Below are 25,166 nucleotides of genomic sequence, written 5' to 3'. Positions count from 1 at the left end.
TCGTCCCGGTCCCAATGAGAAATGGAGTACAAAATGTCCAAGGGTTTTCTGATCGCTGGCGTCTCCGCACTCGCTTTTTCCGGTGCGGCCTACGCACAGACCGCGGCCACCGCGACCACCGACCTGAACCTGCGCGCGGGTCCCGGTCCGAACTATGAGATCGTCGGCCTGATCGACGCCGAAGGCGCCGTCGACATCCAGCGCTGCGTCGCAAGCGAAGCGTGGTGCGAGGTCACCTATGACGGCACCACCGGCTGGGCCTACAGCAACTACCTCACCGCGACGGTCGAGGAAGAGCCCACCGTCGTCGCCGAGAGCTATGATACGCTCCAGATCGAGCGTGTCGAACGTGGCGGCCTCGGCAATATCGGTGTGGGCACCGCCACCGGCGCGATCGCCGGTGCGCTTCTGGGCGGTCCGATCGGTGCCGCGGCCGGTGCAGCCGCCGGCAGCGCGATCGGTGGCGCCACGCCGACCGAGACCGTGACAACCTATGTTCGCGAGAATCCGGTCGATCCGGTCTACCTCGAAGGTGAGGTCGTGGTCGGCGCCGGCATCCCCGAGGGTGTCGAGGTCTACACCGTGCCCGAGGCTGAATACCAGTACGCCTACGTAAACGGCTCGCCGGTCATCATCGACAACGAGCGCCGCATCGTCCACGTCGTGCGCTGAACCAAGATCAGATGAGAATGCGGGGCGGCTCCTTCGGGGGCCGCCCTTTTTCGTGGCGCTACAGGATCACCCGCGGCTCGGGCCGGCCGCGTCCGGCGTCGGGGCTGCGGAAGGTCTTGCCATGGCCCGGTTCGGCCGACACGGCCTCTTCGGGCAATCCGACCATGGCCGAGGTCACGTAGAGCGACGTCAGATCCGGCCCTCCGAACGATGGGCAGGTGATTTGCCTGGCCGGCAGCCGGACCTCGGATTCGTATGCGCCGTCTGCGTCGTAGATCGCGACCCGGCTCGACCCCCAATGCGCCACACAGAGGCGCCCGTCGGCATCCGTCACCGCGCCGTCCGGGGAATGGCCGTTGTCGCTTTCGTCGATGAAGGGCTCCGGGTCGCCCTGAGGCGTGCCGTCCTCGCCCAGGCGCCAGCGGTTGATGATCCCGGTGGGCGTGTCCGCGAAATAGGCCCATTGGCGATCAGGGCTGAAGCAGATCGCGTTCGGGATCGTCAGCCCGCCGATCAGCTTGGTCAGCTGCCCCTCGCGGTAGCGGTAGATCGAGCCCGCGCCCTCGCCCTTCCCGGTCGCCATGGTCGAGACCCAGAACCCGCCCCACGGATCCACCCGCCCGTCATTCGAGCGTGTCGCGGCATTCTCGGCCTCGAGCGGGACGACATGCTCCTGCGCGCCGGTGTCGAGGTCCAGCAGCGTCAGGTCCGTCCGGGTGCCCACCAGCAGGCGACGCTCGTCCACCCAGGCGAGGCAGGACACGAAGCGGTCGAACTCGTAGCCGCGGGTGCACCCGTCCTGCACGGTCAGGACCCGGCGCGAGAGGATGTCGCACCAGTAGAACTGCTGGCGCTCGGGGTGCCACAGGGGGCCTTCGCCCAGCAGGCAGCGCGTGTGGTCGTGAACCTCGGTCATGAGACAGCTCCGTCATAGGCGTCCACAAGCTCGGCCGCGCGGGCCCCGATCTCGGCCGGCGCGTCGCCGGGACGGTAGAGCGACGTGCCGATCCCGAACCCGGTGGCACCCGCCGCGATCCAGTCGCGGAACGCCCCCGGCTTCACCCCTCCGACCATGTAGAGCCGCGCCTCGACCGGCAGGACCGCGCGGATCGCCGTCACCCCGTCGATCCCCATCTGGAAGGCAGGAAACACCTTGAGACCGGTCGCGCCGGCCTTGATGGCAGCGAAGCATTCGGTCGGGGTCAGCACGCCCGGATAGCTGTCGAGACCGGCAGCGACCGTGGCGGCCACGACCTCGGCATCGAAATTGGGCGAGACGATCATCTGCCCGCCGGCATCCTTCACCCGCGTCACGTCCTCGGGCGTCAGCACCGTCCCCGCGCCGATCTGGGCCGTGTCGCCGCAGGCTTTGGCCATGGCCTCGACCGAGGCGAAGGGCGAGGGCGAGTTCAGCGGCACCTCGATCCGGGTGATGCCTGCCTCGATCAGGGTCTCGGCGACGGGGACGGCCTCGTCCGGGTCGATCCCGCGCAGGATGGCGATGATTTCGCGGTGCATGAGGGTCACTCCTTCCAGGCGGCGTAGGCGGCCTTGAGGCCGGCCAGTGTGCAGGCGTCGGCGCGCGCGATGATGGGGCTCACGCCCTGCGCTTCCAGCGCCGCGGCATAGCGGGCCGCAAGCTGCGGCGCGCCGATTATCGCGACAGGCATCCCCAGCCAGTAGGGCCGGGCGTGGGCAAGCTCGGACCCGATCAGCAGTCCCGACAGGCGCGCGGCGGCGGTGGCCTCGTCCATTCCGTTCAGCAGCGCGTCGGCGCGGATCTGGAAGGCGCGGGCGGCTAGGGCCTCGGGGCGGGACAGGCCGTCGGACACGGCTTCGGTGAACGCGGTGTCATCCCAGCCGGTGCCGATGGAATGGCGCAGGACGGTGTGCTTGCTGAGGGCCGCGTAGAATTCACCCGTCATCGAGGTCTGGAACGAGACGACCTCGCCGGCCGAGATCTGCACCCACTTCGTATGGCTGCCGGGCAGGCAGAGCGTGCCGTCGAACTTGGGGTTGAGCGACAGGAACCCGGCGATCTGCGTCTCTTCCCCCCGCATGACGTCGGGCGGGCGGGTCTGCGACAGGCCCGGCACGATGCGCACGTTCCATTGCTCGGGCGCGTCCGGCACCCGCACGGGCGGGACCGACAGGGGCGCCGTGGGCACGGCGGCATAGCCCGCATCGACCCAGCCCTGCCGCGCGCCGACCATGCCGCAGGCCAGCACCGGGCAGGGTTGTGGCAGCTCCCATTCCTCGGTCAGGGCGGCCAGGGCGGGGGCGTATCCGTCTGCGCCGAGCGTCCCCATCCCGCTGGCCGAATGGGTGTTGGCAAGGACATCTCCGCCGGCCGTCATGGCCCAGGCGCGGACATGGGTGGTGCCCCAGTCGAGGGCGATCCAATCGGGTCTCAAAGGCGTCCTCCCCATCAACGTGGCTCCGCCTGCGTCGGCCAGACGCGGGGTCCTGTCAAGCGACTGCGGTCAGCGATAATAGAGCGCCACCGTGTGCTCGGCATCCGCGAAAAAGAGCCAGCGCACGATCAGCGTCCCGCCGATATGGAGCAGCGCGGCCAGCGGCAGGGCCAGCGGCGCGGGCGGGATGGCAAGGCAGGCGAGCGGGGCGAGATAGGCGAGCACCAGCCCGATCGAGCGCAGACGCACCCGGTGCTTGCGGGCGACGACGAAGACCATCTCGCGCGTCAGGTAGTTGTCCGAGGTGTGCGGCGCCTCGAACGGGCGGACGCGGGGGCCGAGGCCGGTGGCACTTTCGCGGGTGGTGGCCCCGGTACGGCGGTCGCCGGCGTGCCACGCGGCGAACTGCGCAACGGCAAGGGCGGCCAGCAGGATCGCGGCGGGAAGGCGGTGCCCGGCCAGAAGCGTGCCAGCGGTCAGTGCGTGGCCAAGGAAGATCGCGGGCGTCGTCCAGTGGTTCCAGCGCGGCACAGTGCGCAGCTGGGCATAGATCATGGCGGTCGCCGCGACGGTCGCGAGGGCCAGCGCCGATCCCACCAGCCCCAGTGGCAGGGCCGGCAACCCGGCGAGGCGGATCAGGGTGGTGATCGCCATGATCGACAGCGTCGCAGCCGCCAGCCACGCTTCGCGGCTGAGCCACGAGCTGCGCCACTCGCGGAACGCCTTCAGCGCGCGCTCGGGCCGGCCGAGGTGGAAGGTCGAGGCCGCGAGGCCGGCGATGGCGAGGGCAAATGCGAGCGCGGCCTCGGCAAGGCCGGCCCATCCGGTCGTCCGCGCAAGCCCCGCGCCGATCAGCGCCAGAAGACCGAAGCCGGCTCCGGACAGGGTCGAGAACAGGATGAGTGACGCGGCGGGGTGCATGGGGACTTTCGAACCGGGGCGCGTGCGACATTGCGTCGCCGCGCCGCGGATGTCGAGATCATCCCAGCCGGTCCAGTGCCCGGTCGAGCCAGCCGAGCCAGCCCTTGGGCTCTTCGGCCACGGGCGCGAGCAGGGGGGCGAGCACGTCGATTTCGTCCTCCTTCGGGCGGGGCGGGAGGTACTTGTTGACCGGCCGCGTGCCTTGTTCGGGGGCAAGGTCCATGCCGCCGCGCGCCTCGACCAGCTGCGAGACGTGGCTGTCCGGGTCGCCGAGATCCCCGAAATGGCGGGCCTTCGAGGGGCAGGTGCGGACGCAGGCGGGGATGCGGTCGGCCTCGGGCAGGTTCTCGTTGTCGATCCGGTCGACGCAGAGGGTGCATTTCTTCATCACCTTGGCGACCGGGTCCTGCTCGCGCGCGCCGTACGGGCAGGCCCAGGCGCAGAGCCCGCAGCCGATGCACTGATCCTCGTTCACCAGCACGATGCCGTCCTCGGCCCGCTTGTACGAGGCACCCGTGGGGCAGACGGTGACGCAGGGCGCGTCCTCGCAATGAAGGCAGCTTTTCGGGAAGTGCACGATGCGGGGGGCGCCGTCGCCGGTCACCTCGTAGGAGTGAATGCGGTTCACGAAGGCGCCCGAGGGGGCCGCGCCATGGGCGTCGGTATCCGCAAGGGCTGCGCCGTAATTCTCGGTGTTCCACGCCTTGCAGGCGACGACGCAGGCATGACAGCCGACGCAGGTGTCGAGGTCGATGACCAAGCCGAGCTTCTTCGTCGAACGCGTCTCGGGGAGGTCCGTCATTGTTCATCCTCTTTGTGAGGATTGGCACGTAATCTCTTATTCATAAATAAGAATTTTAAGATGTAACTCATCATGCCGGGTGCCGGATCAGGTTCTCCGGTCGATCGCGCGACAACAGACGGCCCTTGGCCTACAGGACTGTCCTGCCGGGCGATCGCGGGGTGAGAGATGCGCTCGCGCGGGACACGCTCGACCTTCACGCGGCAGTCGAACCAGGCGGCCTGTCCGGTCACGGGGTCGCTGTTGGACCAGCGCAGGCCGTCTCCCTTCTCGGGCAGCAGCTCGTGGATCAGGTGGTTCACCAGGAACCCGCGCTGGGCTTCGGGCGCCTCGGGGGACAGCGCCCAAGCCCCGCGCCGTTTGCCGATCGCGTTCCAGGTCCAGACGGTGTTCTCGTTCAGCGCGGCCATGTGGGCGACGGGCACGGTGATCTCGGAATGGGCAGACTCGACGCGGGCCCAGTCGCCCTCGGAGAAGCCGCCGGACCTCCACAGGTTCGTCGGCAGGTAGAGGACGTTCTCGCCGTGGATCTGGCGCAGCCAGGGGTTCTGGCCGCCCCACGAGTGATACATGGCGGCCGGACGCTGGGTCAGGACGTAGAAAGGATACTCGACGGGGTCGGCGTGACCGTCCTCGAGCGGGGGATACCAGATCGGCAGGGGATCGTGGGTCAGGCGCATCCGGGCGCGAAGGTGCTCGGGCGGCTGTCGGGCGCCAATGCCCTCGGCGGCCATCTGGAAGCGGCGGAGCGGTTCGGACCAGAGCTCGAAGAGGTAGGGCGCGGGGGCGTCGGTGAAGCCCATGTCACACGACCAATCCCACCAGGCGGCGTTGAACGGCTTCATGTAGCGGGCGGCCTCGGGCACCGCGTAGGTCTTGAAGCCGCCGGCTGCGATATACTGGTCGATTTGGCCCGCATTCGGCGCGCCGCGGCCGTCGGTCAGGCCGGTTTCTCCGATGCGCCACCCGGCAAGGGGGCCGACACCGGGACGCCGTTCGTGCATCTGCATGTAGTCGGCGTAGTCGGAATGGAGCGGCTCGCCCCCCTCGACGAAGCCCGGCAGGCCGAGGCGGTTGGCGAGGTCGACCAGCACCGACTGGAACGGGCGCACGTCGCGGTCGGGGGCGACCACTGGCCAGCGGATCGCGTCGCCGGCGTGGTCGGGCTCGGAGATCGGCCGGTCGAGCAGCGAGATGCAGTCGTGCCGCTCGAGGTAGGTCATGTCGGGCAGGACGATGTCGGCATAGGCGACCGTCTCGGACGAGTAGGCGTCGGCATGGACAATGAAGGGGATCACGTAGTCGCCGTTCTCGTCCTTGTCCGACAGCATCCCCATCACGGCCTGCGTGTTCATGGACGAGTTCCACGCCATATTCGCCATGTAGAGGAACAGCGTGTCGATCTCGTACGGATCGCCCGCATAAGCGTTCGAGATCGCCATGTGCATCAGCCCGTGGACCGAGATCGGGTTCTCCCACGAGAACGCCTTGTCGAGGCGCAGGGGCGCGCTGGCCTCGTCCACCAGCAGATCCTCGGGGCCGAGCGGGAAGCCCAGGTGCGGCCCGTCGAGCGGCTGGCCCGCATGGGTGTCGGCATGGGGGCGCGGGTGGCTTGCCGCCGCTTTGGGGTAGGGCGGCTTGAAGCGGGTGGCACCGGGCACGTCCACCGCGCCGATCAGGACCTGAAGGAGGTGAATGGCGCGGGCGGTCTGGAAGCCGTTGGAATGGGCCGAGATCCCGCGCATCGCGTGGATCGAGACCGGGCGGGCGGTGACATGGGTGTGGTGCTCTCCGCGGAAGTCGGTCCAGTCCTGCTCGTGCTGCCAGCTTTGGTCGAAGGCCGCGTGGGCGATGCGGGCGGAGATGCGGTGGATCTGGGCGGGGTCGAGGCCGCATTTCGGGGCGACGGTCTCGGGGGCATATTCGTCGGACAGGTAGCGGTCGGACAGGGTCAGGAAGACCGAAGCGTGTGTCGTCCCCGCATGGCGCCAGCGTCCGGCAAGGTCGGGCTTCACGCCGGCCGCGTCCCAAGGCACCGGCTTGCGGCTGGCGCGGTCCATGACCAGCGCCCGGCCGCCTTCGTCCCGCAGGATAAGGCCGTAGGTCCTCGATTTCGGGTCGCCGTCCAGCAGGCAGGGCGCGTTGGTCCAGCGGGAGAGGTAGTCGAGGTCGATCTTGCCGGCCTTCAGCAGGCAGTGGATCAGCGACAGGACGAACAGCCCGTCGGTCCCCGGCGTGATCCCCACCCATTCGTCCGCGATGGCGTTGTAGCCGGTGCGGATCGGGTTCACGGCGACGATGGGGGTGCCGCGCTCCTTCAGCTTGGCGAGGCCCAGCTTGATCGGGTTGCTGTCGTGATCCTCGGAAGTGCCGAACAGGAGGAACAGCTTCGCGGCCTCCCAGTCCGGCGACATGAACTCCCAGAACGCGCCGCCGATGGTGTAGATGCCCGCCGCGGCCATGTTCACCGAGCAGAAGCCCCCATGCGCGGCATAGTTGGGCGTGCCGAACTGCTGCGCCCAGTAGCCGGTGAAGCTTTGCGACTGGTCGCGCCCGGTGAAAAAGGCGAGCTTCTTCGGGTCGGTCTCGCGGATGCGCCCTAGCCGCTTGGCCACGATCCCGAGGGCCTCGTCCCAGGTGATCTCCTCGAACTTGCCCTCGCCGCGTTCGCCGACGCGGCGCAGCGGCGCACGCAGGCGGGCAGCCGAGTTGTGCTGCATGATCCCCGCCGCCCCCTTGGCGCAGAGGACGCCCTTGTTCACGGGGTGGTCGCGGTTGCCCTCGATATATGCGACCTCTTCGCCCTTCATGTGGACGTCGATGCCGCAGCGGCAGGCGCACATGTAGCAGGTGGTCTTGCGGACCGCGTCGCCCGGCGCGGGGCTGGGATCGAAGTGGCTGTCGTCCTTCATCCGCCATTCAGTGGCAGATCGGCGGGTGGTGCGGAAGGGGGCGCCCGCATGTCTCGGCGCACCCGCGCCGATGCGTCGGCTCGTGCAGACGGTGCTTGATGTCGCAAATCCGCACCCATCGGTCGGGCGGGCACAACGGCGCCGCGGGGCGCTGCGCTTAGTGGGCGTAACGCCAAGGGGAGTCCGGGAATGAAAAGCCATGTGAAAGCGCTGGTCGTGGGCGGCGGTGCGGTGGGGACGTCCATCGCCTACCACCTCGCCAAGGCGGGCTGGCAGGATGTCATGCTGCTGGAGCGGGACGAACTGACCAGCGGCTCGACCTGGCACGCGGCGGGGCTGCTGCCATATTTCAACATGAGCTACGCGACGACCTGGATCCACGACCACTCGATCAAGCTCTACAAGACGCTGGAGGAGGAGACGGGCCTGAACGCGGGCTTCTCGGTCGTGGGCAACCTGCGCATGGCGGGCTCGAAAGAGCGTATGGACGAGTACATGCTCTACGCCGCGACGGCCGAGACGGTGGGCGTGCCCTTCGAATGGCTGACGCCGGGCCAGGTGAAGGACCGCTATCCGCTGGTCAATACAGACGACCTTCACGGCGCGATCTTCCATCCCACCGACGGCTATATCAACCCCGCCGACGTGACGATGGCCATGGCCAAGGGCGCCCGACAGCGCGGTGTCACCATCGAGCGCAAGTGGCAGGTCGACGGCTATGAGTGGACCGGCTCGGCCTGGAAGGTCACGCTGAGCAAGATGGCCGAGAAGGGCGGGAACCTGCTGCCCACCGAAGAGCGCACCGTGGTCGAGGCCGAACACGTGGTGACCGCCACCGGCAACCACGCGCAGCGGACCGCGCGGATGCTGGGAATCAAGATCCCCGCGATCCCGGTCGAGCACCAGTATATCGTGACCGAGCCCGACCCGGCCTTGCAGAAATGGCGGGCCGAGGGGAATGGCGAGCACCCCGTGCTGCGCGACGCCGACGCCAAGTGGTATGTCCGCGAGGAACGCGGCGGCTGGATCCTCGGGCCGTACGAGCGCAACGCGCCGGCCCGGTTCCGCTACGGCGTGCCCGACAGCTTCCGCGCCGACCTGTTCCCGCTGGATCTCGAGCGGATCGAGGAGGAGTACATGTCCTTCATCCACCGCATCCCGTCCTCGGAAGAGGTGGGGCTGAAGGACGATTTCAACGGCCCGATCTGCTACACCCCCGACGGCAATCCCCTGCTGGGCGCCGCGCCGGGGCTGCGCAACATGTGGCTGGCCGAGGGGTTCTCGTTCGGGATCACCGCCGCCGGGGGTGCGGGTCACTACCTCGCGCAGCTGATGGTCGAGGGCGAGGCCGAGATCGACATGGCGTCGCTCGACCCCAAGCGGTTCGGGTCGTGGATCACGACCGATTGGGCCGTCGCCAAGGACGAGGAGGCATACGAGCACGTCTACATCCTGCACCACCCCGACGAGGAACGCCCCGCCGCGCGACCCCTGCGCACCGCCCCCTGCTACGACCGGCTGAAGGCCCGTGGCGCGCAGTTCGGCGCGGTCAACGGGTTCGAGCGCCCCAACTATTTCGGCCCGGTGGATGCGGACGCGCGGTTCGACGAGCACGCGCGATCATTCCGCCGCGGCGGCTGGTTCGACTATGCCAAGGCCGAGGCCGAGGCGGTGCGTGGCGCGGCGGGGCTGATCGACGCCTCGGCCTTCGCCAAGCATGTCCTGAAGGGGCCGGGGGCGGCGGCGTTCCTCGACTGGTTCACGACCAACCGGCTGCCCAAGGTCGGCCGGATCAACCTGACCTACGCGCTGACCGATGCCGGAACCGTCCGCACGGAATACACCATCGTGCGCCAGGCCGAGGACCAGTTCTACCTCGTCAGCGCCGGCGGCTGGGCGGATTACGACCGCGACTTCCTGCAGAAGGCGATGGAGGACAAGGCAGCCGAGTTCGGCCCGATGGTCCTGCAGGACGTCACCACCCAATACGGGGCCTTCGCGCTGGCCGGGCCACGGTCGCGCGACATCCTCGCCACCCTGCTGCGCGACGCCGACCCCGAAGGGGCGCTGGGCAACAAGCGTTTCCCGTGGCTGAGCGCGCGAGAGATCGAGTTGGGGATGGTGCCTCTCATGGCGATCCGTGTCGCCTATACCGGCGAGCTGGGGTGGGAGCTTCACCACCCGATCGAGATGCAGAACCACCTGTTCGACTGGCTGATGGAGGCGGGCGAGCCACTGGGGATGAAGCTGGTGGGGATGCGCGCCCAGAACTGGCTGCGGCAGGAGAAATCCTACCGCGCCTTCGGCACCGAACTCGGCCGCGACGCCACGCCTCTGGAAGCGGGGCTCGACCGGTTCGTGGACCAGGGCAAAGCGTTCCACGGCAAGGAGGCGATGGAGGCGACCGGCATCCGATCGAAATGCGTGACGCTTCTGGTGGACGGTCCGGACGACGCCGATCCGTGGGGCCGCGAGGTGTTGTTCTCGGGCGACGAGCGGGTCGGCCGGATGACCTCCGGCGGCTATTCGGTGGCGTTCGGCAAGTCCATCGGCATGGGCTACGTTCGCCCCGACATGGCCGAAATCGGCACGAAGCTGAAGGTCCGGATGTTCCGCGAGCTCTATGACGCCGAGGTGGTCGAGGACTCGCCCTACGACCCCAGGAACGAGAGCATCCGCGCGGACGGCTGATCCGCGCTGGTGCGGCACGGCGGGCGGTGGTTTATGCTGGTCACGAACAGCAGGAGCCCCGCCCGTGACCCGAGACGACCCCGCCACCCGAATGCGCCTGCTCGCCGCCGCGCTGCTTCTGCTCGTGGCGGCAACCTCCGTCTGGGCCGCGTTCAACCACCGCGACCTGCCGCAGAACGAACGCGCGGCGGCTTATGCCCGCGACATCTCGGTGACTGCCTCGGCCACCTACATCACGCTCCGGACACTGAATGCGTTCCTGTCCACGGCGCAGGAGCTGGAGGTCGGCGTGAGCCTGATCGGGTCCGGCTCGGCGCAGCCCCTGAAGGTGCTGGAACCCATCGACGACACGATCGAGCGCATCGCGAGCGTGATCTTCGGCGTCATGGTGGTCTCGGGCGTGCTGGCCGTGACCATGGGGCCGCTGGGGGCGGTGGGGTTCGCGCTTCTGGCGCTCGGGGCCGCCATGGGGGCGGGGGTGCTGGCGACCGGCCGGCCGCTTGGCGGGGTGCCGCGGCACCTGGCGGTCTATGGCGGGTTCCTGGGCCTCGGCATCCCGCTCGCGTTCCTGCTCTCGGCGCTCGTGGCCGACAGGCTGACGGCCGAGACCTGGGCCGAGCACAGCCGCGTCGTCGCCGAAATCACCGCCACCGTCGAGGAAGAGGGCGTCGCCCCGGTCGAGGCAGGTGGCCTGCGCGGCATGATGGACCAGGTCGAGCAGTACCAGACGCTCGCCTCGAACCTGTCGAACCGCGCAGACGACCTGATCGGCAGCTTCATCAGCCTGCTGTCGGTCTACATCTTCAAGGTGCTGGTGCTGCCCGTGATGCTGATCGGCGGGCTGTTCGTCATCGCCCGGCGGCTTGGGGCGCGGGAGTTTCGGGCGGAAAGACGCGGTCGTAGCCCCAGGTGAAGACGAAGGCCCAGACGAGGTAGAAGGCCGAAAAGCCGATATCGGCGATGAAGGCCTGCCAAAGCCCGACCCCAAGCACCCACATCGCCACCGGAAGAAGCGCCAGAAGTAGCGCCGTCTCGAACAGGACGGCGTGGACGACGCGCAGGAGAAGCGTCTTTTGCACCCCGCCGGTGAAGCGCAGAAGCGCGTGATCGAAGATCAGGTTGTAGACATAGTTCCAGACCGTCGCGACGAGGCTGGCGATGATTGCCAGCGCGCCGAGTTCGTGCATCGGATGGCCGAGCACGAGTGCGAAGAACGGGATCGATAGCGCAAGGCCGAGCCCCTCGAACAGAACGGCCTGGCGGATGCGGTCGGTGGTGCTGCGCATGGAAGCTCCGGCGTTGGTGTCCGGGCCGTCCCGCGTGGTGCCCCGGCGCATCCGGGGGGAGGTCGTCCTCCTGCGCAGACCCAGATAGCGGTTCCGGGGCCTGCCGCAAGAGGGTTACCGGATCGAGCGGGCGGCCCGCCAGCGTTGCCAGTCGGCCGCCGACCCGTTGAAGGCGTTGAGGTCGACCTCGCCCGCGATCCCCGGAACCGTGCCGGTCGAGGTGTACTGCCAGACCCGCCACGGCGCGCCGGGATAGACCTCCTGCACGGGGCGGGCGACGGCGCGCAGCCAGGTTTCGACGCCCAGGCGGCCGATCTGGTTCTCTTCGTAGAACTCGGGCGTGGTGTAGATCAGCGGTTGCTGCCCGTAATGCCGGGTCAGGATCGCGAGGAACCGGGACGCGCGGTCGCGCACCTCGGCCGCGGGGGGGCGAACGGTGCAGGTGGGCGAGAACGGCGTCCATTCGAGGTCCAGCACCGGGGGCAGGTCGCCCGCACGCTTAGGGACGTTGCGGATGAACCACTCGGCCTGGCTTTCGGGCGGGCCGCACCAGTAGAAGAAGTGGTAGGCGCCGATGGCCACGTCCGCGGCGCGGGCGCCATCGTGGTGGTAGGCGAACATCGGATCGATCCGGTCGCTGCCCTCGGTTGCCTTGACCCAGGCGAAGTTGACGCCGGACGCATGAGCGCGCGGCCAGTCGATGTCGGTCTGCCAGCGGGACATGTCGATGCCGTGCACGGGATAGCGCGCCGGGCCGGGGCCGCCCCAATCGGTGGGGTCGGTGTCGCCGAAATCGGGGCGAGTGACGGTGCCCTGCCGCAGCGTGGGCACATTGGGACTGCCGCAGGCGGCAAGCGAGAGGCAGAGGAAGCTGCGGCGATACATGGCATACTCGTGCGAGAGGTCGTCGCGACCCTAGCGACTTGGCCGGTAGGGCCGAGGGGGGATCGTCGCCCTCGGCGGAGATGCGCCGACTACGCCACGAGGCGGGCCGGGGCGTAGGGCGCGGCATCGAGCAGCGGGGCGCGGCCGGCCATCAGGTCCGCGAGAAGGCGCGCGGCGGCCGGCGCGGTCTGAAGCCCGTAGCCGCCTTGCCCGGCGCACCACCAGAAGCCCCGCACGGTCGGGTCCGGGCCGATCACGAGAGACTTGTCGGGGGCGAAGGTCCTGAGACCGGCCCATGTGGTGAGCGGGCGCGTGACCTCGTGGATAACCGCCTCTTCGTAGCGGGCGAGGCCCTCGGCCAGCACCATGTCGTCGGCCCATGCGTCGAATGGCTCGACCGGGTCGGCATCGGCGGGCGAGACCAGCCATGAGCCCGCGTCGGGCTTTGCGTACCAGCGCTCGCCGACCTCTTCCACGAAGGGCCAGCCGCTTACGTCATGCCCGCCCGGCGCGGCAAGCTGCGCCATCGACCGGCGGTGGGGGACGAGGCCCAGCGGCGCGACCCCCGCCATCTGGGCGATCCGGTCCGCCCAGGCGCCGGCGGCGTTGACCACGGCGCCCGCATCGGCAGAGCCGCCGGGCCATTCGACATGCCAGCCCGCGCCGTCGCGGTGGATCGCGGTGAGGGGCGCGCGGGTGACGATCCGCGCGCCTTGATCCGTCGTGCGGCGGCGCATCGTCTGCAGCAGGCGGTCGGCATCCAGATCCCATCCCTCGGCGCGGGCGGCGGCCGCCACCCAGCCGGGCCGGAGGATCGGCCACATCTCTTGCGCCTCGCCGGTGCCGATCGGCTTCAGGCCCTGGGCGCGGGCCTCGGCGGCGAGGGCGCCCTCGCGGCCCGCCGGCGCGATGCACAGGAAGTCCCGGGGCGAGAGGCTGTCGGCCTCGGCATGGGCGGCGGCGCTGGCTTCGGTCAGGGCGCGGATGGCGGCGTTGCCGTAGCTGGGCAGGAACATCGCGGCCGAGCGGCCGGTGGCGTGGTGGCCCAGATGCTCCTCGGCCTCGAGGATCAGGACCGAGCCGTGGGCCGCAAGCTCGGCGGCGGCCGATATGCCTGCAATCCCGCCGCCTATCACAAGCGTTTCGACTTGCATCGTGTCGCGACTCACGATGCCTCTTCGCTGCGGTCGGTGGCGGGGGCGGGATCCCGGGTGAGGGCGCCCACGCGGGCCTCGGTGTCGGCGTCCCAGTCGAGCGACAGCGCGTCGAGCGACGGCATCAGCTGCTCGACGTTCCTGGCCGAGATGATCGGGGCGGTCACGCCGGGGCGGTGCATCGCCCAGGCCACCGCCAGCGTCGCGGGCGAGGTGCGCATGCCGTTGGCGAGCGTCGCGAGATCGGCGGCGGTGTTGTGCATCCACTCCTCGCGGTAGCGGTTGGCATACATCTCGCTGTCGCTCAGCCGCCCTTCGCCGCCGGCGCGATACTTCCCGGTCAGGAGCCCGCCGCCCAGGGGCGAGTAGGGGAAGACGGCCATGCCCTGATCCTGCGCCATTGGCAGAAGCTCGACCTCGACCTGGCGCTTCACGAGGTTCAGCATGGGCTGGATCGCGTCGATCCGGGTGTCGAACCGCGCCGCCACGGCCTGCGCCTTCATCACCTGCCATGCCGCGAAGTTCGACACGCCGATGGCCCGGATCCAGCCCTGGTTCTTGAGGGTCGAGAGGGTCTCGAAGCTTTCCTCGAGGTCGGTTTCGGGGTCGAAGCGGTGCAGGTAGTAGAGGTCGATCGTGTCGATGCCGAGGCGCTTGCGGCTTTCCTCGCAGCTTTCGCGGATCGAGGCGGCCGAGTTGCCGCGCTTGACGTTGGCCTTGGTGGCGACGACCACCTCGTCGCGCTCCTTGGCGATCAGGCGGCCCAGCATCTCTTCGGACCGGCCGTCGGTATAGGCGTGAGCCGTGTCGAACATGTTCACGCCGTATTCACGGCAGGCGAGGTACATCCCGCGGGCGTCATCCTCGTCGGCGGTGCCACCGAATTGCATGGCGCCGAAGGACAGGGCGGAGGGCGGGGTGCCGTCGGGCGAGGTCACGTTGTTCATGACCTTGAGAATGCGACGCACGACGCGGTTGGCAAGAGGAATGCCAATCAGAGCCGCGAGGACGTCTCCGAGGCGCGGGCGCTGACCCAGCTGGGGCGGCGGGTCACGTCGACCAGCGACACGTCGGGAGCGTGGCGGCCGCCCAGTTCCAGGGTGGCGTCGCGCAGCCGCGCGATGGCCGAGTCGGCGTCCTTGGGCAGCGCCTTGGGCGAGATCGGCTCGCCGACCGCGATGCGGAAGGGCTGCTTCGCCTTGTTCAGCGTCTCGTAGAACAGGGTGATGTCGCGCAGGGACGGGTGGATGAAGTCGAACAGGTAGAACAGTGCCGAGTTGCGCGACCGGATGTTCATCGGGATCACCGGCACGTCGAACTTGCGCGCGATCATCGCGGCCGAGGACATCCACGGCCGCTCGTGCAGGCGCAGGCCGCGCCGCTTGGCCAGGCGGCCCGAGGGGAAGATGATGCCGAGACGCCCGTCGCCCATGGCGTTTCGGGTGAAGGCCATGGTCTCGCGCGTTTTCGAGTGGTTGCGCTTGTCGGGGCGCCATTCGACCGGCGCGATCATCGAATCGAGCTGCGGGACGACCTTCAGCATGTCCGAGTTGGCATAGAAGAACAGGTCGGGGCGCAGGGGCGACAGCAGGTGCCACAGGATGATGCCGTCGGCGATTCCCGTTGGATGGTTGCACACGATCAGGGCGCCGCCGTTGCGCGGGATGTTGTCGATCCCCGAAATCTCGACGTCGCGGGCAAGCATCTCGCCCATCCGGTCCATGATGGCGGGGCCGGACCAATCCTCCATCTCGATGGCGAGGTCCATCGTGCGATCGTAGCTGAGAAGCAGGTTCAGAACGCGCCGTGTGGCTTGGACGGCCGGGTTGGGTCGGTCCAGCCAGGCGGCCCGTTCCAAGATCTGCTCGTCGATGCGCTCTTTGATGCCCATGACGGCCCATCCGCGGTTGTTGTCGTCTTCACTATTTGGGCCGGTTGGGGGGGAAAGGCAAGAAAGTGGGGCGGAACGCGCGGGATGTCGCGCGCGTTCCGCCGGGTTCGCGTCAGGCCGCGGCCTTGTCGCGACTGGCCGAAACGGCCTCGACGATGGTCTTGCAGAAGGCGTCGAGATCGCCGGGGTTGCGCGACGTGATGAGGTTCCCGTCCTGCGCGACCTCTTCGTCCACGACCTCGGCACCGGCGTTCTTCAGGTCCGTGCGGATCGAGTTGTAGGACGTCAGGCGCTTGCCGCGCACGAGGTCGGCCTCGATCAGCAGCCAGGGCGCGTGGCAGATCGCGGCGAGCGTCTTGCCGGTGGCGGCGAAGTCCTTGATCTTCTGCACCACGTCCGCATCGGCGCGCAGCACGTCGGGGTTGATCTGGCCGCCGGGCAGGACCATCGCGTCGTAGGTGGCGACGTCGATATCCTCGATCTTGAGGTCGGCCTTGGTCTCGTCTCCCCAGTGGTCCTTGTCCCAGCCCTTGATGTTCGAGCCGTCCGGGCTGGCGACGTGGACGGTCGCGCCGGCCTCGGCCAGCTGTTTCTGCGGGGTCGTCAGTTCGGATTGCTCGAACCCGTCGGTGGCGACGATGACGATCTTGGCGTTGTCGATGCTTGGCATGATATCCTCGCTTCGTGTTGGTACGTTTGACCCCTCAACGGGGCCCCGGAGCGTGTGTTCCTGCGACGTCTTGTCGGCGGCCGGCCCAAGGGCTAGTCCATCGCCATGACCGATTTCACCGCCACCCGCGCCCTGTTCGACCTGCCCGAAGGGCTGGCCTATCTTGACGGCAATTCCCTTGGCCCGCTGGCCCGATCCGTGCCCGACCGCGTGGCGCGGGCGGTGCGGGAGGAGTGGGGCAGGCAGCTGATCCGCGCGTGGAACGACGCCGGCTGGATGGAGATGCCGGACCGCCTGGGAGACCGGATCGCGCCGCTGATCGGCGCGCCGGCGGGAACGGTGACCACGGGCGATACGCTGTCGATCAAGTTGCACCAGGCGCTGTCGGCGGCGCTGACGATGACGGACCGGCCGGTGATCCTGAGCGATACCGGCAACTTTCCCTCGGACCTCTATATCGCCGATGCCGTGGCGCGGCAGGCGGGGGGCGAGCTTCGGACCGTGGCGCCCGAAGCGGTGGCCGCGGCGCTGTCGGAGGAAATCGGCGTCCTGATGCTGACCGAGGTGGACTACCGGACGGGGCGGCTGCACGACATGGTCGCGCTGACGGCGCGGGCGAAGTCGCTGGGCATCGCGACCGTGTGGGACCTGGCCCATTCGGCGGGAGCATTGCCGGTGGACGTCGCGGGCGCCGGTGCGGATTTCGCCGTGGGCTGCAGCTACAAGTACCTGAACGGCGGGCCCGGCGCGCCGGCCTTCGTCTATGCGGCGCCGGACGTGGCGGGGCGGATCGACCCCTCGATGCCCGGCTGGCTCGGCCACGCCGCGCCCTTCGCGTTCGAGCCCGGCTACCGCCCGGCACGCGACGTGGCGCGGTTCCGCGTGGGTACGCCGCCCGTGCTGCAGATGGCGGCGCTGGACGCGGCGCTCGACGTGTGGGACGTGGCGGACATCGTCGATGTGCGGGCGCGGTCCCTGGACCTGTCCGAGCGGCTGATCGCGGGCGTCGAAGCGGCGTGCCCGGACCTTGCGCTGGCCTCGCCGCGGGATGGGTCGGCGCGCGGCAGCCAAGTCAGTTTCAGCCACCCCGAGGCCTACCCCATCATGCAGGCGCTGATCGCCCGCGGCGTGATCGGCGATTTCCGCGCGCCGGACATCCTGCGCTTCGGCTTGACGCCGCTCTACCTGGGCGAGGCCGAGATCGACACCTGCATCGCGACATTGGCCGAGGTGATGGACAGGCGCCTCTGGGACGATCCGGCCTATCGCCAGAGGCAGGCCGTCACCTGAACCGGCGGGTGCTTGAACGGCGCGCGGGCGCGTGCCAAAAGACGACTGGCCGCCGTCGCGTTCATTGATCGGACCCTCATGCAAATCATCATCTGCGGAGCAGGTCAGGTCGGCTGGCAGATCGCGCGTCACCTTGCGGGCGAGCAGAACGACGTCACCATCGTGGACAACAACCCCGACCTCGTGCGGCAGGCGACGGACGTGCTCGACGTGCAGGGCATCGCGGGCCACGCGAGCTATCCGGATGTGCTCGAGCGGGCCGGGGCGCGCGATGCCGACATGATCATCGCCGCGACCCATTCGGACGAGGTCAACATGGTCACCTGCCAGGTGGCCCACTCGGTCTTCGCCGTGCCGCGCAAGATCGCGCGGCTGCGGGCGCAGAGCTACCTCGACGCGATCTATTCCGACCTCTACCGCCGCGATCACCTGCCGATCGACGTGGTCATCAGCCCCGAGCGCGAGGTGGCCGAGGCCGCGCTGCGCCGCCTGGCCGTTCCCGAAGCCTTCGACAACCAGTTCTTCCTGGGCGGTCAGGCGCAGCTTCTGGGAATCTCGCTGGACGAGGCCTGCCCGGTGCTGAACACGCCGCTGCGGCAGTTGACGGACCTGTTCTCGACCCTGCGCGCCATCGTCGTCGGCGTCCGTCGCGGCGGCCAGCTTTTTGCGCCCGAACCCGGTGACCAGCTTTTCGCCGGAGACGACATCTACGTGATGACCCACCGCGAGGATGCGCTGCGCGCCCTCGACATCTTCGGGAAAGAGCCCCGCAAGCAGGAGCGGGTGGTCGTCGTGGGCGGCGGCAATGTGGGCCTCGCCGTGGCCCGCGACCTCGAATCGCGCACCCAGCGGGTTCGCGTGAAGATGATCGAGAAGAACCGCCTGGTCGCCGAGCGCGCGGCGGATGCGCTCGACCGGACGATCGTGCTGAACGGCGACGGGATGAGCTTCGAGCTGCTCAACGAGGCGTCGATCCAGAAGGCGGACTCGATCCTCTGCGTCACCGATGACGACAAGACGAACCTCTTGACCGCCGTGCGCGCCAAGCAGGCGGGGTGCCGCATGGCGATCTGCCTCGTCAACGATCCGACGCTGATGGGGATGATGCGGCCGCTGGGGATCGACGCCTCGATCAACCCGCGCGCCACCACCGTCAGCTCGATCCTGCGGCACATCCGCCACGGGCGGGTACGCGGCGTCTATTCGGTGGGCGACGCCGAGGCCGAGGTGATCGAGGCGCAGGTGCTGTCGACCTCGACCATCGCGGGTCAGATCGTGCGCGACATCGACTTCCCCGAGGGGGCGCTGGTGGGCGCGGTCAAGAAGGGCGACAAGGTCATCCGACCGACCGGTGCCACCCGCATCGAAGAGGGCGACATCATCGTCATCTTCGCGCTCGCGGCCGATGTGCCCGCGGTCGAGCGGCTGTTCCAGGTCGCGATCGACTTCTTCTGATGTGGCCGGCGCTGAAACGGCTGCCGTTCCTCCTCATCCTGCAGGGGCTGGGGGCGGCGGCGATGTTCGTTCCGGCGATCCATGCCTTCCGCCTCGGCTACATGCACACGGCGCGCTGCTTCTTCTATTCGGGTCTGCTGTTCCTGGTGCTGTTCGTGCTCATGGCGATGGCGCTCGGTGCGCGGGGGCGCGACGGGGGTACCCGCGGGCAGTTGTCCGGGCTTGTCGGCGCGCTGCTCCTGCTGCCGCTGATGCTGGCCGTGCCGTTCCGCGAGGCGCTGTCGGACAGCCGCGTCCTTGCCCCGTGGTTCGAGATGGTCTCGTCGCTGACCACCACGGGCGCGACACTCTATCCCGGCGGCGGGACGCTTCCGCCCTCGCTGCACCTGTGGCGCGCCATGGTGGGCTGGATGGGGGGGCTGCTGTTCTGGGTCTCGGCGCTTGCGGTGCTGGCGCCCCTGAACCTCGGCGGGTTCGAGGTCATCGCCACCGACATGAACTCGGCGGGGCGGACCGCGCTGCGCGAAAGGCGGGCAGGGCGGCCGGGCGAGCGGTTGCGGCGCTACGCGGTGCGGCTGGCACCGATCTATGCCGCGCTGACCCTGACCCTGTGGCTGGGGTTGGTCATCACCGGGGTCGAGCCGGGCGTGGGCGCGATCCTGGCGATGTCGACCATGTCGACGTCCGGCATCACCTCCGGAGCCTTCCAGGGAACTGGCTTCCTGTCCGAGCTTCTGGTGTTCGTGTTCCTGATCTTCGCGATCTCGCGGCTGACCTTCCGCAACGACTTCATCACCCGCGACCGGGGCTCCCTGCGCCGCGATCCCGAGATCCGGATGGCCGCCGCCCTGTTGATCCTGGTGCCGGGGTTCCTGTTCTTCCGGCATTTCGTCGGCTCGATCGAGACCGAGGGTGGACGGGATCTCGACGCGGCCATCGCCGCGCTGTGGGGCGCGCTTTTCATGACGATGTCGTTCCTGACCACCGCCGGGTTCGAAAGCGCGTTCTTCGAGGATACCCGCTTCTGGTCCGGCCTCGACACGCCGGGCCTTCTGTTCGTCGGGCTCAGCCTGATCGGCGGCGGGGTGGCGACCACGGCGGGCGGCGTGAAGCTGTTGCGGATCTTCGCGCTCTACAAGCACGGCGCGCGCGAGATGAACCGGCTGGTGCATCCCAGCTCGATCGGCGGAGCGGGCTTGCGGGGCCGCAGGCTGAGGCGCGAGGGGGCGTTCGTCGCGTGGATTTTCTTCATGCTCTTCGCGATCACCGTGGCCGTGACCATGGCCGCGCTTTCCCTTGCCGGCGTCGATTTCGAGGATTCGGTGGTGCTGACGATCGCGGCCCTGTCGAATAACGGCCCGCTGGCCGAACTGGGCGGCGAGCAACCGATCAGCTACGGCGACCTGACGGCGGCGGCGCAGTTGATCCTCGCCCTGGTCATGGTTCTGGGCCGGCTCGAGGCGCTGGCCATCATCGCGCTGTTCAACCAGGACTTCTGGCGCAGTTGACGCGGCGGTTTTTCCGCTGGCGTTTCCCTGTACCGGTGCCCATACTTGGTGCCGACACCCGCGGGTCACTGATTCCGCGGGCAATAAGAAACGACCTATTCAGGGGACGGTGCGTCGATGGCCGGTGATAAGCAGAACCTTCAGGAAACTTTTCTGAACCACGTCCGGAAGACCAAGGTTCCCGTCACGATCTTCCTCATCAACGGGGTGAAGCTTCAGGGCGTCATCACCTGGTTCGACAATTTCTGCGTGCTGCTGCGCCGCGACGGGCAGTCTCAGCTTGTGTTCAAGGGCGCGATCTCGACGATCATGCCCTCGCAGCCGATTCAGCTCTACGAGGGCGACGGGCAGGAGTGACCGGGCTGAACCCAACCCCGTTCGGGCGCGTTCGCGAGTCATGACAACAAAAGCCTGGGTGCTGCACCCCGATATCCAGACAGATCGCGACCGGCGGGAGGCCCAGCCGGCGCTCGACGAAGCCATTGCGCTTGCCCATGCCCTTCCGGGGCTTGAGGTGGCGGGCGGTCAGATCGTGCGCCTGCCGCGCGCGCATCCCGGCCACCTGTTCGGCACCGGCAAGATCGACGAGCTGAAGACCCGGATCGACGCGGAAGAGATCGGCCTCGTGCTGATCGACGGGCCCGTGTCTCCGGTGCAGCAGCGGAACCTCGAGAAGGCGTGGGGCGTGAAGCTTCTCGACCGGACGGGGCTGATCCTCGAGATCTTCTCGGACCGCGCCCGCACCCGAGAGGGCGTTCTGCAGGTCGAGATGGCGCATCTGAGCTACCAGCGCACGCGGCTGGTCCGCGCCTGGACGCACCTCGAGCGTCAGCGGGGCGGCCTCGGATTCGTCGGCGGCCCCGGCGAGACGCAGATCGAGGCCGACCGCCGTGCCATCGACGAGCAGATGGTGCGGCTGAAGAAGCAACTCGACAAGGTGGTGAAGACGCGCGAGCTGCACCGCGCCGCGCGTGCCAAGGTGCCGTTCCCCATCGTTGCGCTGGTCGGCTACACCAACGCCGGCAAGTCCACGCTGTTCAACCGCCTCACCGGCGCCGAGGTGATGGCCGAGGACATGCTCTTCGCCACGCTCGACCCGACGATGCGGGCGATCGATCTGCCCCATGGCAAGCGGGTGATCCTGTCGGACACGGTGGGGTTCATCTCGGACCTGCCGACGCAACTGGTCGCCGCCTTCCGCGCCACGCTGGAGGAAGTGCTGGCCGCCGACCTGATCCTGCATGTCCGCGACGTCAGCCACGCCGGCACCGAAGAGCAGGCCCGGGACGTGGCCCGCATCCTCTCCGATCTGGGCGTGAGCGACGACGTCCCGATGATCGAGGTATGGAACAAGACCGACCGCCTTCCCGAACCCGATCGCGAGACGTTGAACAATCTCGCCGCCCGCCGGGACGAGGTGCAGACGCTCTCGGCCTTGACCGGAGCGGGGATGGAGACGCTCCTCGACGCGGTCGAAGAGACACTCGACGAAGCGCGCACCCGCAAGGAAGTGGTCCTGCCCTTCACGGCGGGGCGCCGGCGCGCCTGGCTCTACGAGCAGGGCGTGGTCGAGGACGAATCGCAGGACGATGCGGGTATCCGGCTGACGGTGAACTGGACGCGAAGGCAGGCCCGCGCCTTCCATGACCTCTGACCCCCCTGCGGATTTCACGCGCAGCCAGTATTTCGAGGCGAGTCCAGATCAGGTCGCGATAACTGTCGCTGCTACGGGCGACCGGGTCTTCGGTCTTCAGGTCCTCAAGCGCGGGAGGGGAATCCGTATGGCATTCCCGTCGGCTGGGGCGTCATCGGCACTCACGTGCATCCCGACGCGGCAGGAAAGGGAAACGGCCGCAGGCTCTTCGTGGAGACGCTCGACGCGGCGCGGCATGCGGGGCTCGACCGCATCGACGCGGCGATCATGCACGAGAATATATGGGGTAGGGCTATTACGCGGCGATGGGATTCGCGCGGGATCGCGCGGATGCCGAGCGCATCCATTACGTCCTGACGCTGGACTAGACGCTCGAAAAGAAAAGACCCGCACGCGGCGGGCCTTTCCAATGCACATCTTGGCGCTGTCGCCTCAGCTGCCCCAGGAGCGGACCGGGCCGCAATCCATGTGGACGAAGTTAGACGAGGTATAACGTCCGACGCCACCGGCGGCGCAGGCCGCGGCCGCGCGATACATCTGGTTGACCGAGCGCGAGTTCAGCCGAAGGTCGGCGGCTTCGCCCTGCAGGTGGCGCGAGTTCTTCGCGACGCCGGAGGAGCGCGCGCGGAGCATCGCGTTGGTCTCGGGGCTGCGGTAGCCCGAGATCAGCATGTAGGGCTCGGTGGTGTCGAGAAGGTTGTGCGCCGCGGCGGAGAGGTCGATCGTGCGCGTGTCGATCGCTTTCACCTGGTTGTTCCGCCAGTCACGCATGAAGTGATTGATCTCGTTCAGGGCTTCTTTGATGTAGTTGCCCTCGATCCAGTAGATCGTGTCGAGATTTTCGCCGGTGCGACCGTTATACATGCGCACTCGGCGGACGTCGCCGGCGCCACGCAACAGGCCGAACGCATTTGAGTAGGTCGGTGCCGCGATCACGCTCGTTGCGGCGAAGGCGCCAAGCAGCGCCCGGCGGGTGAGGCCGTTTGTCCGGTTTACCATGATGAGTGTCGTCCCGTTTACTAGTGAACCTGTATAATCGTCTCGCGTTGGCCGCGATGTGTGTGCCCCGTCCCCAAGGCCCTTTCCCTATGCCATGGGATGGATCGTGGAAAAAGGGGCGTAACGGCCACAGTCAGAAAGTTCCGCGAAATTGGCAAAGATTCGCTTAACAAGCGGGATTCAGTCTCAGAGACGGCGAGCGGCGGATTTCGTGACTTTCGGGCAACGTGCCGTCATTCAATCTGACAAATCCGTGTGGGATAGAACTTGCCTGAAACCCCGGGGCTGCCAGAGGGTTGTTGATGGGGATGCAAAGAGGAATTCACATGACCGCCGCGATTTTCAGGCGACTGGCTCTGCCGGCCGTCGTCAGCCTTCTCGCCGTTCCGGCTGCAGCCGTGGCGCAGGTCACGCCGTTCACCCAGGCCGTCGCCGTCGCCGCCTCGGGGGACGAGGCGCTGTCCACGTACTATCGCGAGTCGGGCTACGAGCCGCTCTGGACGGATGCCGACGCAGATGACCGCGCGCGCCGCGAGGCACTGCTGACGGCGGTGTCGAAGACCGATCTGCATGGGCTGCCCGCGGGCCGATACGATGCCGACCGCCTGCGCAGCATGATGGGCGACGCGACCGACGCCCGTGCACGTGGCCAGCTGGAGGTCGAACTGTCGCGCCTCTTCCTGCGATTCGCATCGGACATCTCGACCGGCATCCTCGAGCCCGAGAAGGTGGTTTCGAAGATCAAGCGCACCGCCCCCGAGAACAACCGTGTCGAGCTGCTGCGCGACCTGTCCACCTCCCGCCCGCATGCCTTCATGGACCGCCTGTCCCCCGAATCCCTGGAGTACAAGCGGCTGGTGCGCGAGCGCCTGCGCCTGATCGACGCCGTGCAGCAGGGCAGCTGGGGCGAGCAGGTCGAGGCTGCGCGCCTCGATGAAGGTGCAAGCGGCGCCGACGTCGTGCGCCTGCGCGACCGCCTTTCCGCCATGGGCTATCTCGAACGTTCGCCCACGCAGACATTCGACGCCTCCATGCGGCAGGCGGTCGAGCGCTTCCAGGCGGATCACGGGCTCAAGATCGACGGGATCGTCGGCGGCAAGACCCGCGACGAGCTGAACACGCCGCCCGAGGATCGCCTCGGCTCGATCCTCGTCGCGATGGAGCGTGAGCGCTGGATGAACCGCGACCGGGGCGAGCGCCATGTCTGGGTTAACCTCACCGACTTCCGCGCCAAGATCATCGTGGACGGCGAAACCTATTTCGAGACCAAGTCGGTCATCGGGTCGGACATGCCCGACCGCGAGACGCCGGAATTCTCGGACACCATGGATCACATGGTCATCAACCCGTACTGGTACGTCCCGCGCTCGATCATCGTGAACGAGTATCTGCCCGACCTGCGCCGCAATCCCTACGCTCACGGTCAGCTCGATGTGATCAACTCGCGCGGGCAGATCGTGAATCGTGGCCGGGGCTTCTCGAACTACTCGTCGCGCACCTTCCCGTTCTCGATGCGCCAGAAACCGGGACCGCAAAATGCGCTCGGCCGGGTGAAGTTCATGTTCCCCAACACGTACAACATCTACCTGCACGACACCCCGGCGCAGAGCCTGTTCGAGCGTGAGGTCCGCGCCTTCAGCCACGGCTGCATCCGTCTGGACGATCCGTACGAGTTCGCCGAGGCGCTTTTGACGCTCGACGGCGTTGCCGATCCGATGGGCACGTTCCAGCGCCACCTGACCTCGGGCAACAACACGCGGCTGGAACTGGCCGATCCCCTGCCGGTGCACCTCGTCTATCGCACGGCGATCGCCAAGCTGGACGGTGGGGTCGAGTATCGCGATGACATCTACGGCCGTGACGCGCAGATCCTCGAGGCGCTGCAGGCCGAGGGCGTCGAACTGCCCCGCGCCGCGCTGCGGGTGGCCTCGGCCGCCGAGTGAAGCTAGTGTCGCCCCCGCG

At 68.2% G+C, this 25,166-nt stretch carries 22 protein-coding genes; 9 read left to right on the top strand and 13 right to left on the bottom strand.

What is annotated here, in order from left to right; genetic code table 11:
* Nucleotides 1-33: 33 nt before the first annotated feature.
* On the top strand, nt 34-672 hold the full coding sequence (locus tag PAM7066_RS02775) for a DUF1236 domain-containing protein (protein ID WP_090928680.1): 639 nt from the start codon (nt 34-36) through the stop codon (nt 670-672).
* A gap of 58 nt (nt 673-730) precedes the next feature.
* On the opposite strand, the gene PAM7066_RS02770 is transcribed toward PAM7066_RS02775, so the two are convergent.
* The 6 genes from PAM7066_RS02770 to PAM7066_RS02745 are packed head-to-tail and all read right to left on the bottom strand — an operon-like array spanning nt 731 to nt 7,721.
* Nucleotides 731-1,588: an SMP-30/gluconolactonase/LRE family protein gene (locus PAM7066_RS02770; RefSeq protein ID WP_085852580.1), complete on the bottom strand. Its 858-nt coding sequence runs from the start codon at nt 1,586-1,588 to the stop codon at nt 731-733.
* Nucleotides 1,585-2,190, bottom strand: coding sequence for a 2-dehydro-3-deoxy-6-phosphogalactonate aldolase (locus tag PAM7066_RS02765; protein WP_085852579.1), 606 nt, complete (start codon nt 2,188-2,190; stop codon nt 1,585-1,587). Before PAM7066_RS02765 ends, PAM7066_RS02770 begins: the two co-directional genes overlap by 4 nt.
* A gap of 5 nt (nt 2,191-2,195) precedes the next feature.
* Nucleotides 2,196-3,101 (bottom strand): 2-dehydro-3-deoxygalactonokinase, encoded by a 906-nt coding sequence (locus PAM7066_RS02760; RefSeq protein ID WP_085852578.1) that lies wholly within the window; start codon nt 3,099-3,101, stop codon nt 2,196-2,198.
* 54 nt (nt 3,102-3,155) lie between these two features.
* Nucleotides 3,156-4,007, bottom strand: a complete 852-nt coding sequence (locus tag PAM7066_RS02755) for a dimethyl sulfoxide reductase anchor subunit family protein (RefSeq protein ID WP_085852577.1) — start codon at nt 4,005-4,007, stop codon at nt 3,156-3,158.
* Nucleotides 4,008-4,065: 58 nt separating this feature from the next.
* Nucleotides 4,066-4,809 carry a 4Fe-4S dicluster domain-containing protein gene (locus PAM7066_RS02750; protein ID WP_085852576.1) on the bottom strand — a complete coding sequence of 248 codons (744 nt, stop codon included), beginning with the start codon at nt 4,807-4,809 and terminating at the stop codon, nt 4,066-4,068.
* A complete protein-coding gene (locus PAM7066_RS02745) occupies nt 4,806-7,721 on the bottom strand; it encodes a molybdopterin-dependent oxidoreductase (protein WP_085852575.1) in 2,916 nt (971 codons plus the stop codon). Before PAM7066_RS02745 ends, PAM7066_RS02750 begins: the two co-directional genes overlap by 4 nt.
* Nucleotides 7,722-7,910: 189 nt before the next feature.
* Here PAM7066_RS02745 and PAM7066_RS02740 point away from each other — a divergent pair, with 189 nt between their 5' ends.
* On the top strand, nt 7,911-10,412 hold the full coding sequence (locus tag PAM7066_RS02740; RefSeq protein ID WP_085852574.1) for a GcvT family protein: 2,502 nt from the start codon (nt 7,911-7,913) through the stop codon (nt 10,410-10,412).
* Between the two features lie 64 nt (nt 10,413-10,476).
* Nucleotides 10,477-11,325, top strand: a complete 849-nt coding sequence (locus PAM7066_RS02735; protein ID WP_139214933.1) for a hypothetical protein — start codon at nt 10,477-10,479, stop codon at nt 11,323-11,325.
* On the opposite strand, the gene PAM7066_RS02730 is transcribed toward PAM7066_RS02735, so the two are convergent.
* The 6 genes from PAM7066_RS02730 to PAM7066_RS02705 all read right to left on the bottom strand — a co-directional run bounded on the left by PAM7066_RS02730 (nt 11,261) and on the right by PAM7066_RS02705 (nt 16,298).
* Nucleotides 11,261-11,698 (bottom strand): PACE efflux transporter, encoded by a 438-nt coding sequence (locus PAM7066_RS02730; protein WP_085852787.1) that lies wholly within the window; start codon nt 11,696-11,698, stop codon nt 11,261-11,263. The two genes, PAM7066_RS02735 and PAM7066_RS02730, sit on opposite strands and share 65 nt — an antisense overlap.
* 114 nt (nt 11,699-11,812) lie before the next feature.
* Nucleotides 11,813-12,583 carry a GH25 family lysozyme gene (locus tag PAM7066_RS02725; protein ID WP_085852572.1) on the bottom strand — a complete coding sequence of 257 codons (771 nt, stop codon included), beginning with the start codon at nt 12,581-12,583 and terminating at the stop codon, nt 11,813-11,815.
* An 89-nt stretch (nt 12,584-12,672) separates the two neighbouring features.
* A complete protein-coding gene (locus PAM7066_RS02720) occupies nt 12,673-13,737 on the bottom strand; it encodes an NAD(P)/FAD-dependent oxidoreductase (RefSeq protein ID WP_085852786.1) in 1,065 nt (354 codons plus the stop codon).
* An 11-nt stretch (nt 13,738-13,748) separates the two neighbouring features.
* Entirely contained in the window at nt 13,749-14,684 is a 936-nt protein-coding gene (locus PAM7066_RS02715) for an aldo/keto reductase (RefSeq protein WP_085852571.1), read from the bottom strand.
* A gap of 47 nt (nt 14,685-14,731) precedes the next feature.
* Entirely contained in the window at nt 14,732-15,628 is an 897-nt protein-coding gene (locus tag PAM7066_RS02710) for a 1-acyl-sn-glycerol-3-phosphate acyltransferase (protein ID WP_085852570.1), read from the bottom strand.
* Between the two features lie 112 nt (nt 15,629-15,740).
* Nucleotides 15,741-16,298: a type 1 glutamine amidotransferase domain-containing protein gene (locus PAM7066_RS02705; protein WP_085852569.1), complete on the bottom strand. Its 558-nt coding sequence runs from the start codon at nt 16,296-16,298 to the stop codon at nt 15,741-15,743.
* Between the two features lie 105 nt (nt 16,299-16,403).
* Between PAM7066_RS02705 and kynU the strand changes: the two genes are divergently transcribed.
* The 5 genes from kynU (at nt 16,404) to hflX (ending at nt 22,205) form a co-directional block, all read left to right on the top strand.
* Nucleotides 16,404-17,588, top strand: a complete 1,185-nt coding sequence (kynU, locus tag PAM7066_RS02700; protein WP_085852568.1) for a kynureninase — start codon at nt 16,404-16,406, stop codon at nt 17,586-17,588.
* 63 nt (nt 17,589-17,651) lie between these two features.
* A complete protein-coding gene (gene trkA / locus PAM7066_RS02695) occupies nt 17,652-19,043 on the top strand; it encodes a Trk system potassium transporter TrkA (RefSeq protein ID WP_276326057.1) in 1,392 nt (463 codons plus the stop codon).
* Entirely contained in the window at nt 19,043-20,551 is a 1,509-nt protein-coding gene (locus PAM7066_RS02690; protein WP_085852566.1) for a TrkH family potassium uptake protein, read from the top strand. The genes trkA and PAM7066_RS02690 overlap by 1 nt, the downstream gene beginning before the upstream one ends.
* A gap of 117 nt (nt 20,552-20,668) precedes the next feature.
* A complete protein-coding gene (gene hfq / locus PAM7066_RS02685; RefSeq protein WP_085852565.1) occupies nt 20,669-20,908 on the top strand; it encodes an RNA chaperone Hfq in 240 nt (79 codons plus the stop codon).
* A 40-nt stretch (nt 20,909-20,948) separates the two neighbouring features.
* Nucleotides 20,949-22,205 carry a GTPase HflX gene (gene hflX / locus PAM7066_RS02680; RefSeq protein WP_085852564.1) on the top strand — a complete coding sequence of 419 codons (1,257 nt, stop codon included), beginning with the start codon at nt 20,949-20,951 and terminating at the stop codon, nt 22,203-22,205.
* 432 nt (nt 22,206-22,637) lie between these two features.
* On the opposite strand, the gene mepK is transcribed toward hflX, so the two are convergent.
* Nucleotides 22,638-23,204, bottom strand: a complete 567-nt coding sequence (mepK, locus tag PAM7066_RS02675) for a peptidoglycan L,D-endopeptidase MepK (RefSeq protein ID WP_085852563.1) — start codon at nt 23,202-23,204, stop codon at nt 22,638-22,640.
* A gap of 326 nt (nt 23,205-23,530) precedes the next feature.
* Here mepK and PAM7066_RS02670 point away from each other — a divergent pair, with 326 nt between their 5' ends.
* The gene (locus tag PAM7066_RS02670) at nt 23,531-25,147 is read left to right on the top strand and encodes a L,D-transpeptidase family protein (RefSeq protein ID WP_085852562.1); all 1,617 of its coding nucleotides are present in this window, start codon (nt 23,531-23,533) and stop codon (nt 25,145-25,147) included.
* The last annotated feature ends 19 nt before the right edge of the window (nt 25,148-25,166 follow it).

The sequence above is a fragment of the Palleronia marisminoris genome, assembly GCF_900172315.1.
GTDB classification, from domain to species: domain Bacteria; phylum Pseudomonadota; class Alphaproteobacteria; order Rhodobacterales; family Rhodobacteraceae; genus Palleronia; species Palleronia marisminoris.
This window is presented reverse-complemented; position numbering and strand designations above follow the sequence as displayed.

Excerpts from the sequence above, each read along its gene's own strand:
- hfq (WP_085852565.1), top strand. The coding sequence starts at position 20,669 with ATGGCCGGTGATAAGCAGAACCTTCAGGAAACTTTTCTGAACCACGTC.
- PAM7066_RS02690 (WP_085852566.1), top strand. The coding sequence starts at position 19,043 with ATGTGGCCGGCGCTGAAACGGCTGCCGTTCCTCCTCATCCTGCAGGGG.
- PAM7066_RS02765 (WP_085852579.1), bottom strand. The coding sequence starts at position 2,190 with ATGCACCGCGAAATCATCGCCATCCTGCGCGGGATCGACCCGGACGAG.
- PAM7066_RS02770 (WP_085852580.1), bottom strand. The coding sequence starts at position 1,588 with ATGACCGAGGTTCACGACCACACGCGCTGCCTGCTGGGCGAAGGCCCC.
- PAM7066_RS02740 (WP_085852574.1), top strand. The coding sequence starts at position 7,911 with ATGAAAAGCCATGTGAAAGCGCTGGTCGTGGGCGGCGGTGCGGTGGGG.
- PAM7066_RS02670 (WP_085852562.1), top strand. The coding sequence starts at position 23,531 with ATGACCGCCGCGATTTTCAGGCGACTGGCTCTGCCGGCCGTCGTCAGC.
- kynU (WP_085852568.1), top strand. The coding sequence starts at position 16,404 with ATGACCGATTTCACCGCCACCCGCGCCCTGTTCGACCTGCCCGAAGGG.
- hflX (WP_085852564.1), top strand. The coding sequence starts at position 20,949 with ATGACAACAAAAGCCTGGGTGCTGCACCCCGATATCCAGACAGATCGC.
- PAM7066_RS02705 (WP_085852569.1), bottom strand. The coding sequence starts at position 16,298 with ATGCCAAGCATCGACAACGCCAAGATCGTCATCGTCGCCACCGACGGG.
- PAM7066_RS02775 (WP_090928680.1), top strand. The coding sequence starts at position 34 with ATGTCCAAGGGTTTTCTGATCGCTGGCGTCTCCGCACTCGCTTTTTCC.
- PAM7066_RS02715 (WP_085852571.1), bottom strand. The coding sequence starts at position 14,684 with ATGAACAACGTGACCTCGCCCGACGGCACCCCGCCCTCCGCCCTGTCC.
- PAM7066_RS02725 (WP_085852572.1), bottom strand. The coding sequence starts at position 12,583 with ATGTATCGCCGCAGCTTCCTCTGCCTCTCGCTTGCCGCCTGCGGCAGT.
- PAM7066_RS02730 (WP_085852787.1), bottom strand. The coding sequence starts at position 11,698 with ATGCGCAGCACCACCGACCGCATCCGCCAGGCCGTTCTGTTCGAGGGG.
- PAM7066_RS02750 (WP_085852576.1), bottom strand. The coding sequence starts at position 4,809 with ATGACGGACCTCCCCGAGACGCGTTCGACGAAGAAGCTCGGCTTGGTC.
- PAM7066_RS02745 (WP_085852575.1), bottom strand. The coding sequence starts at position 7,721 with ATGAAGGACGACAGCCACTTCGATCCCAGCCCCGCGCCGGGCGACGCG.
- PAM7066_RS02760 (WP_085852578.1), bottom strand. The coding sequence starts at position 3,101 with ATGGGGAGGACGCCTTTGAGACCCGATTGGATCGCCCTCGACTGGGGC.
- mepK (WP_085852563.1), bottom strand. The coding sequence starts at position 23,204 with ATGGTAAACCGGACAAACGGCCTCACCCGCCGGGCGCTGCTTGGCGCC.
- PAM7066_RS02710 (WP_085852570.1), bottom strand. The coding sequence starts at position 15,628 with ATGGGCATCAAAGAGCGCATCGACGAGCAGATCTTGGAACGGGCCGCC.
- PAM7066_RS02720 (WP_085852786.1), bottom strand. The coding sequence starts at position 13,737 with ATGCAAGTCGAAACGCTTGTGATAGGCGGCGGGATTGCAGGCATATCG.
- PAM7066_RS02755 (WP_085852577.1), bottom strand. The coding sequence starts at position 4,007 with ATGCACCCCGCCGCGTCACTCATCCTGTTCTCGACCCTGTCCGGAGCC.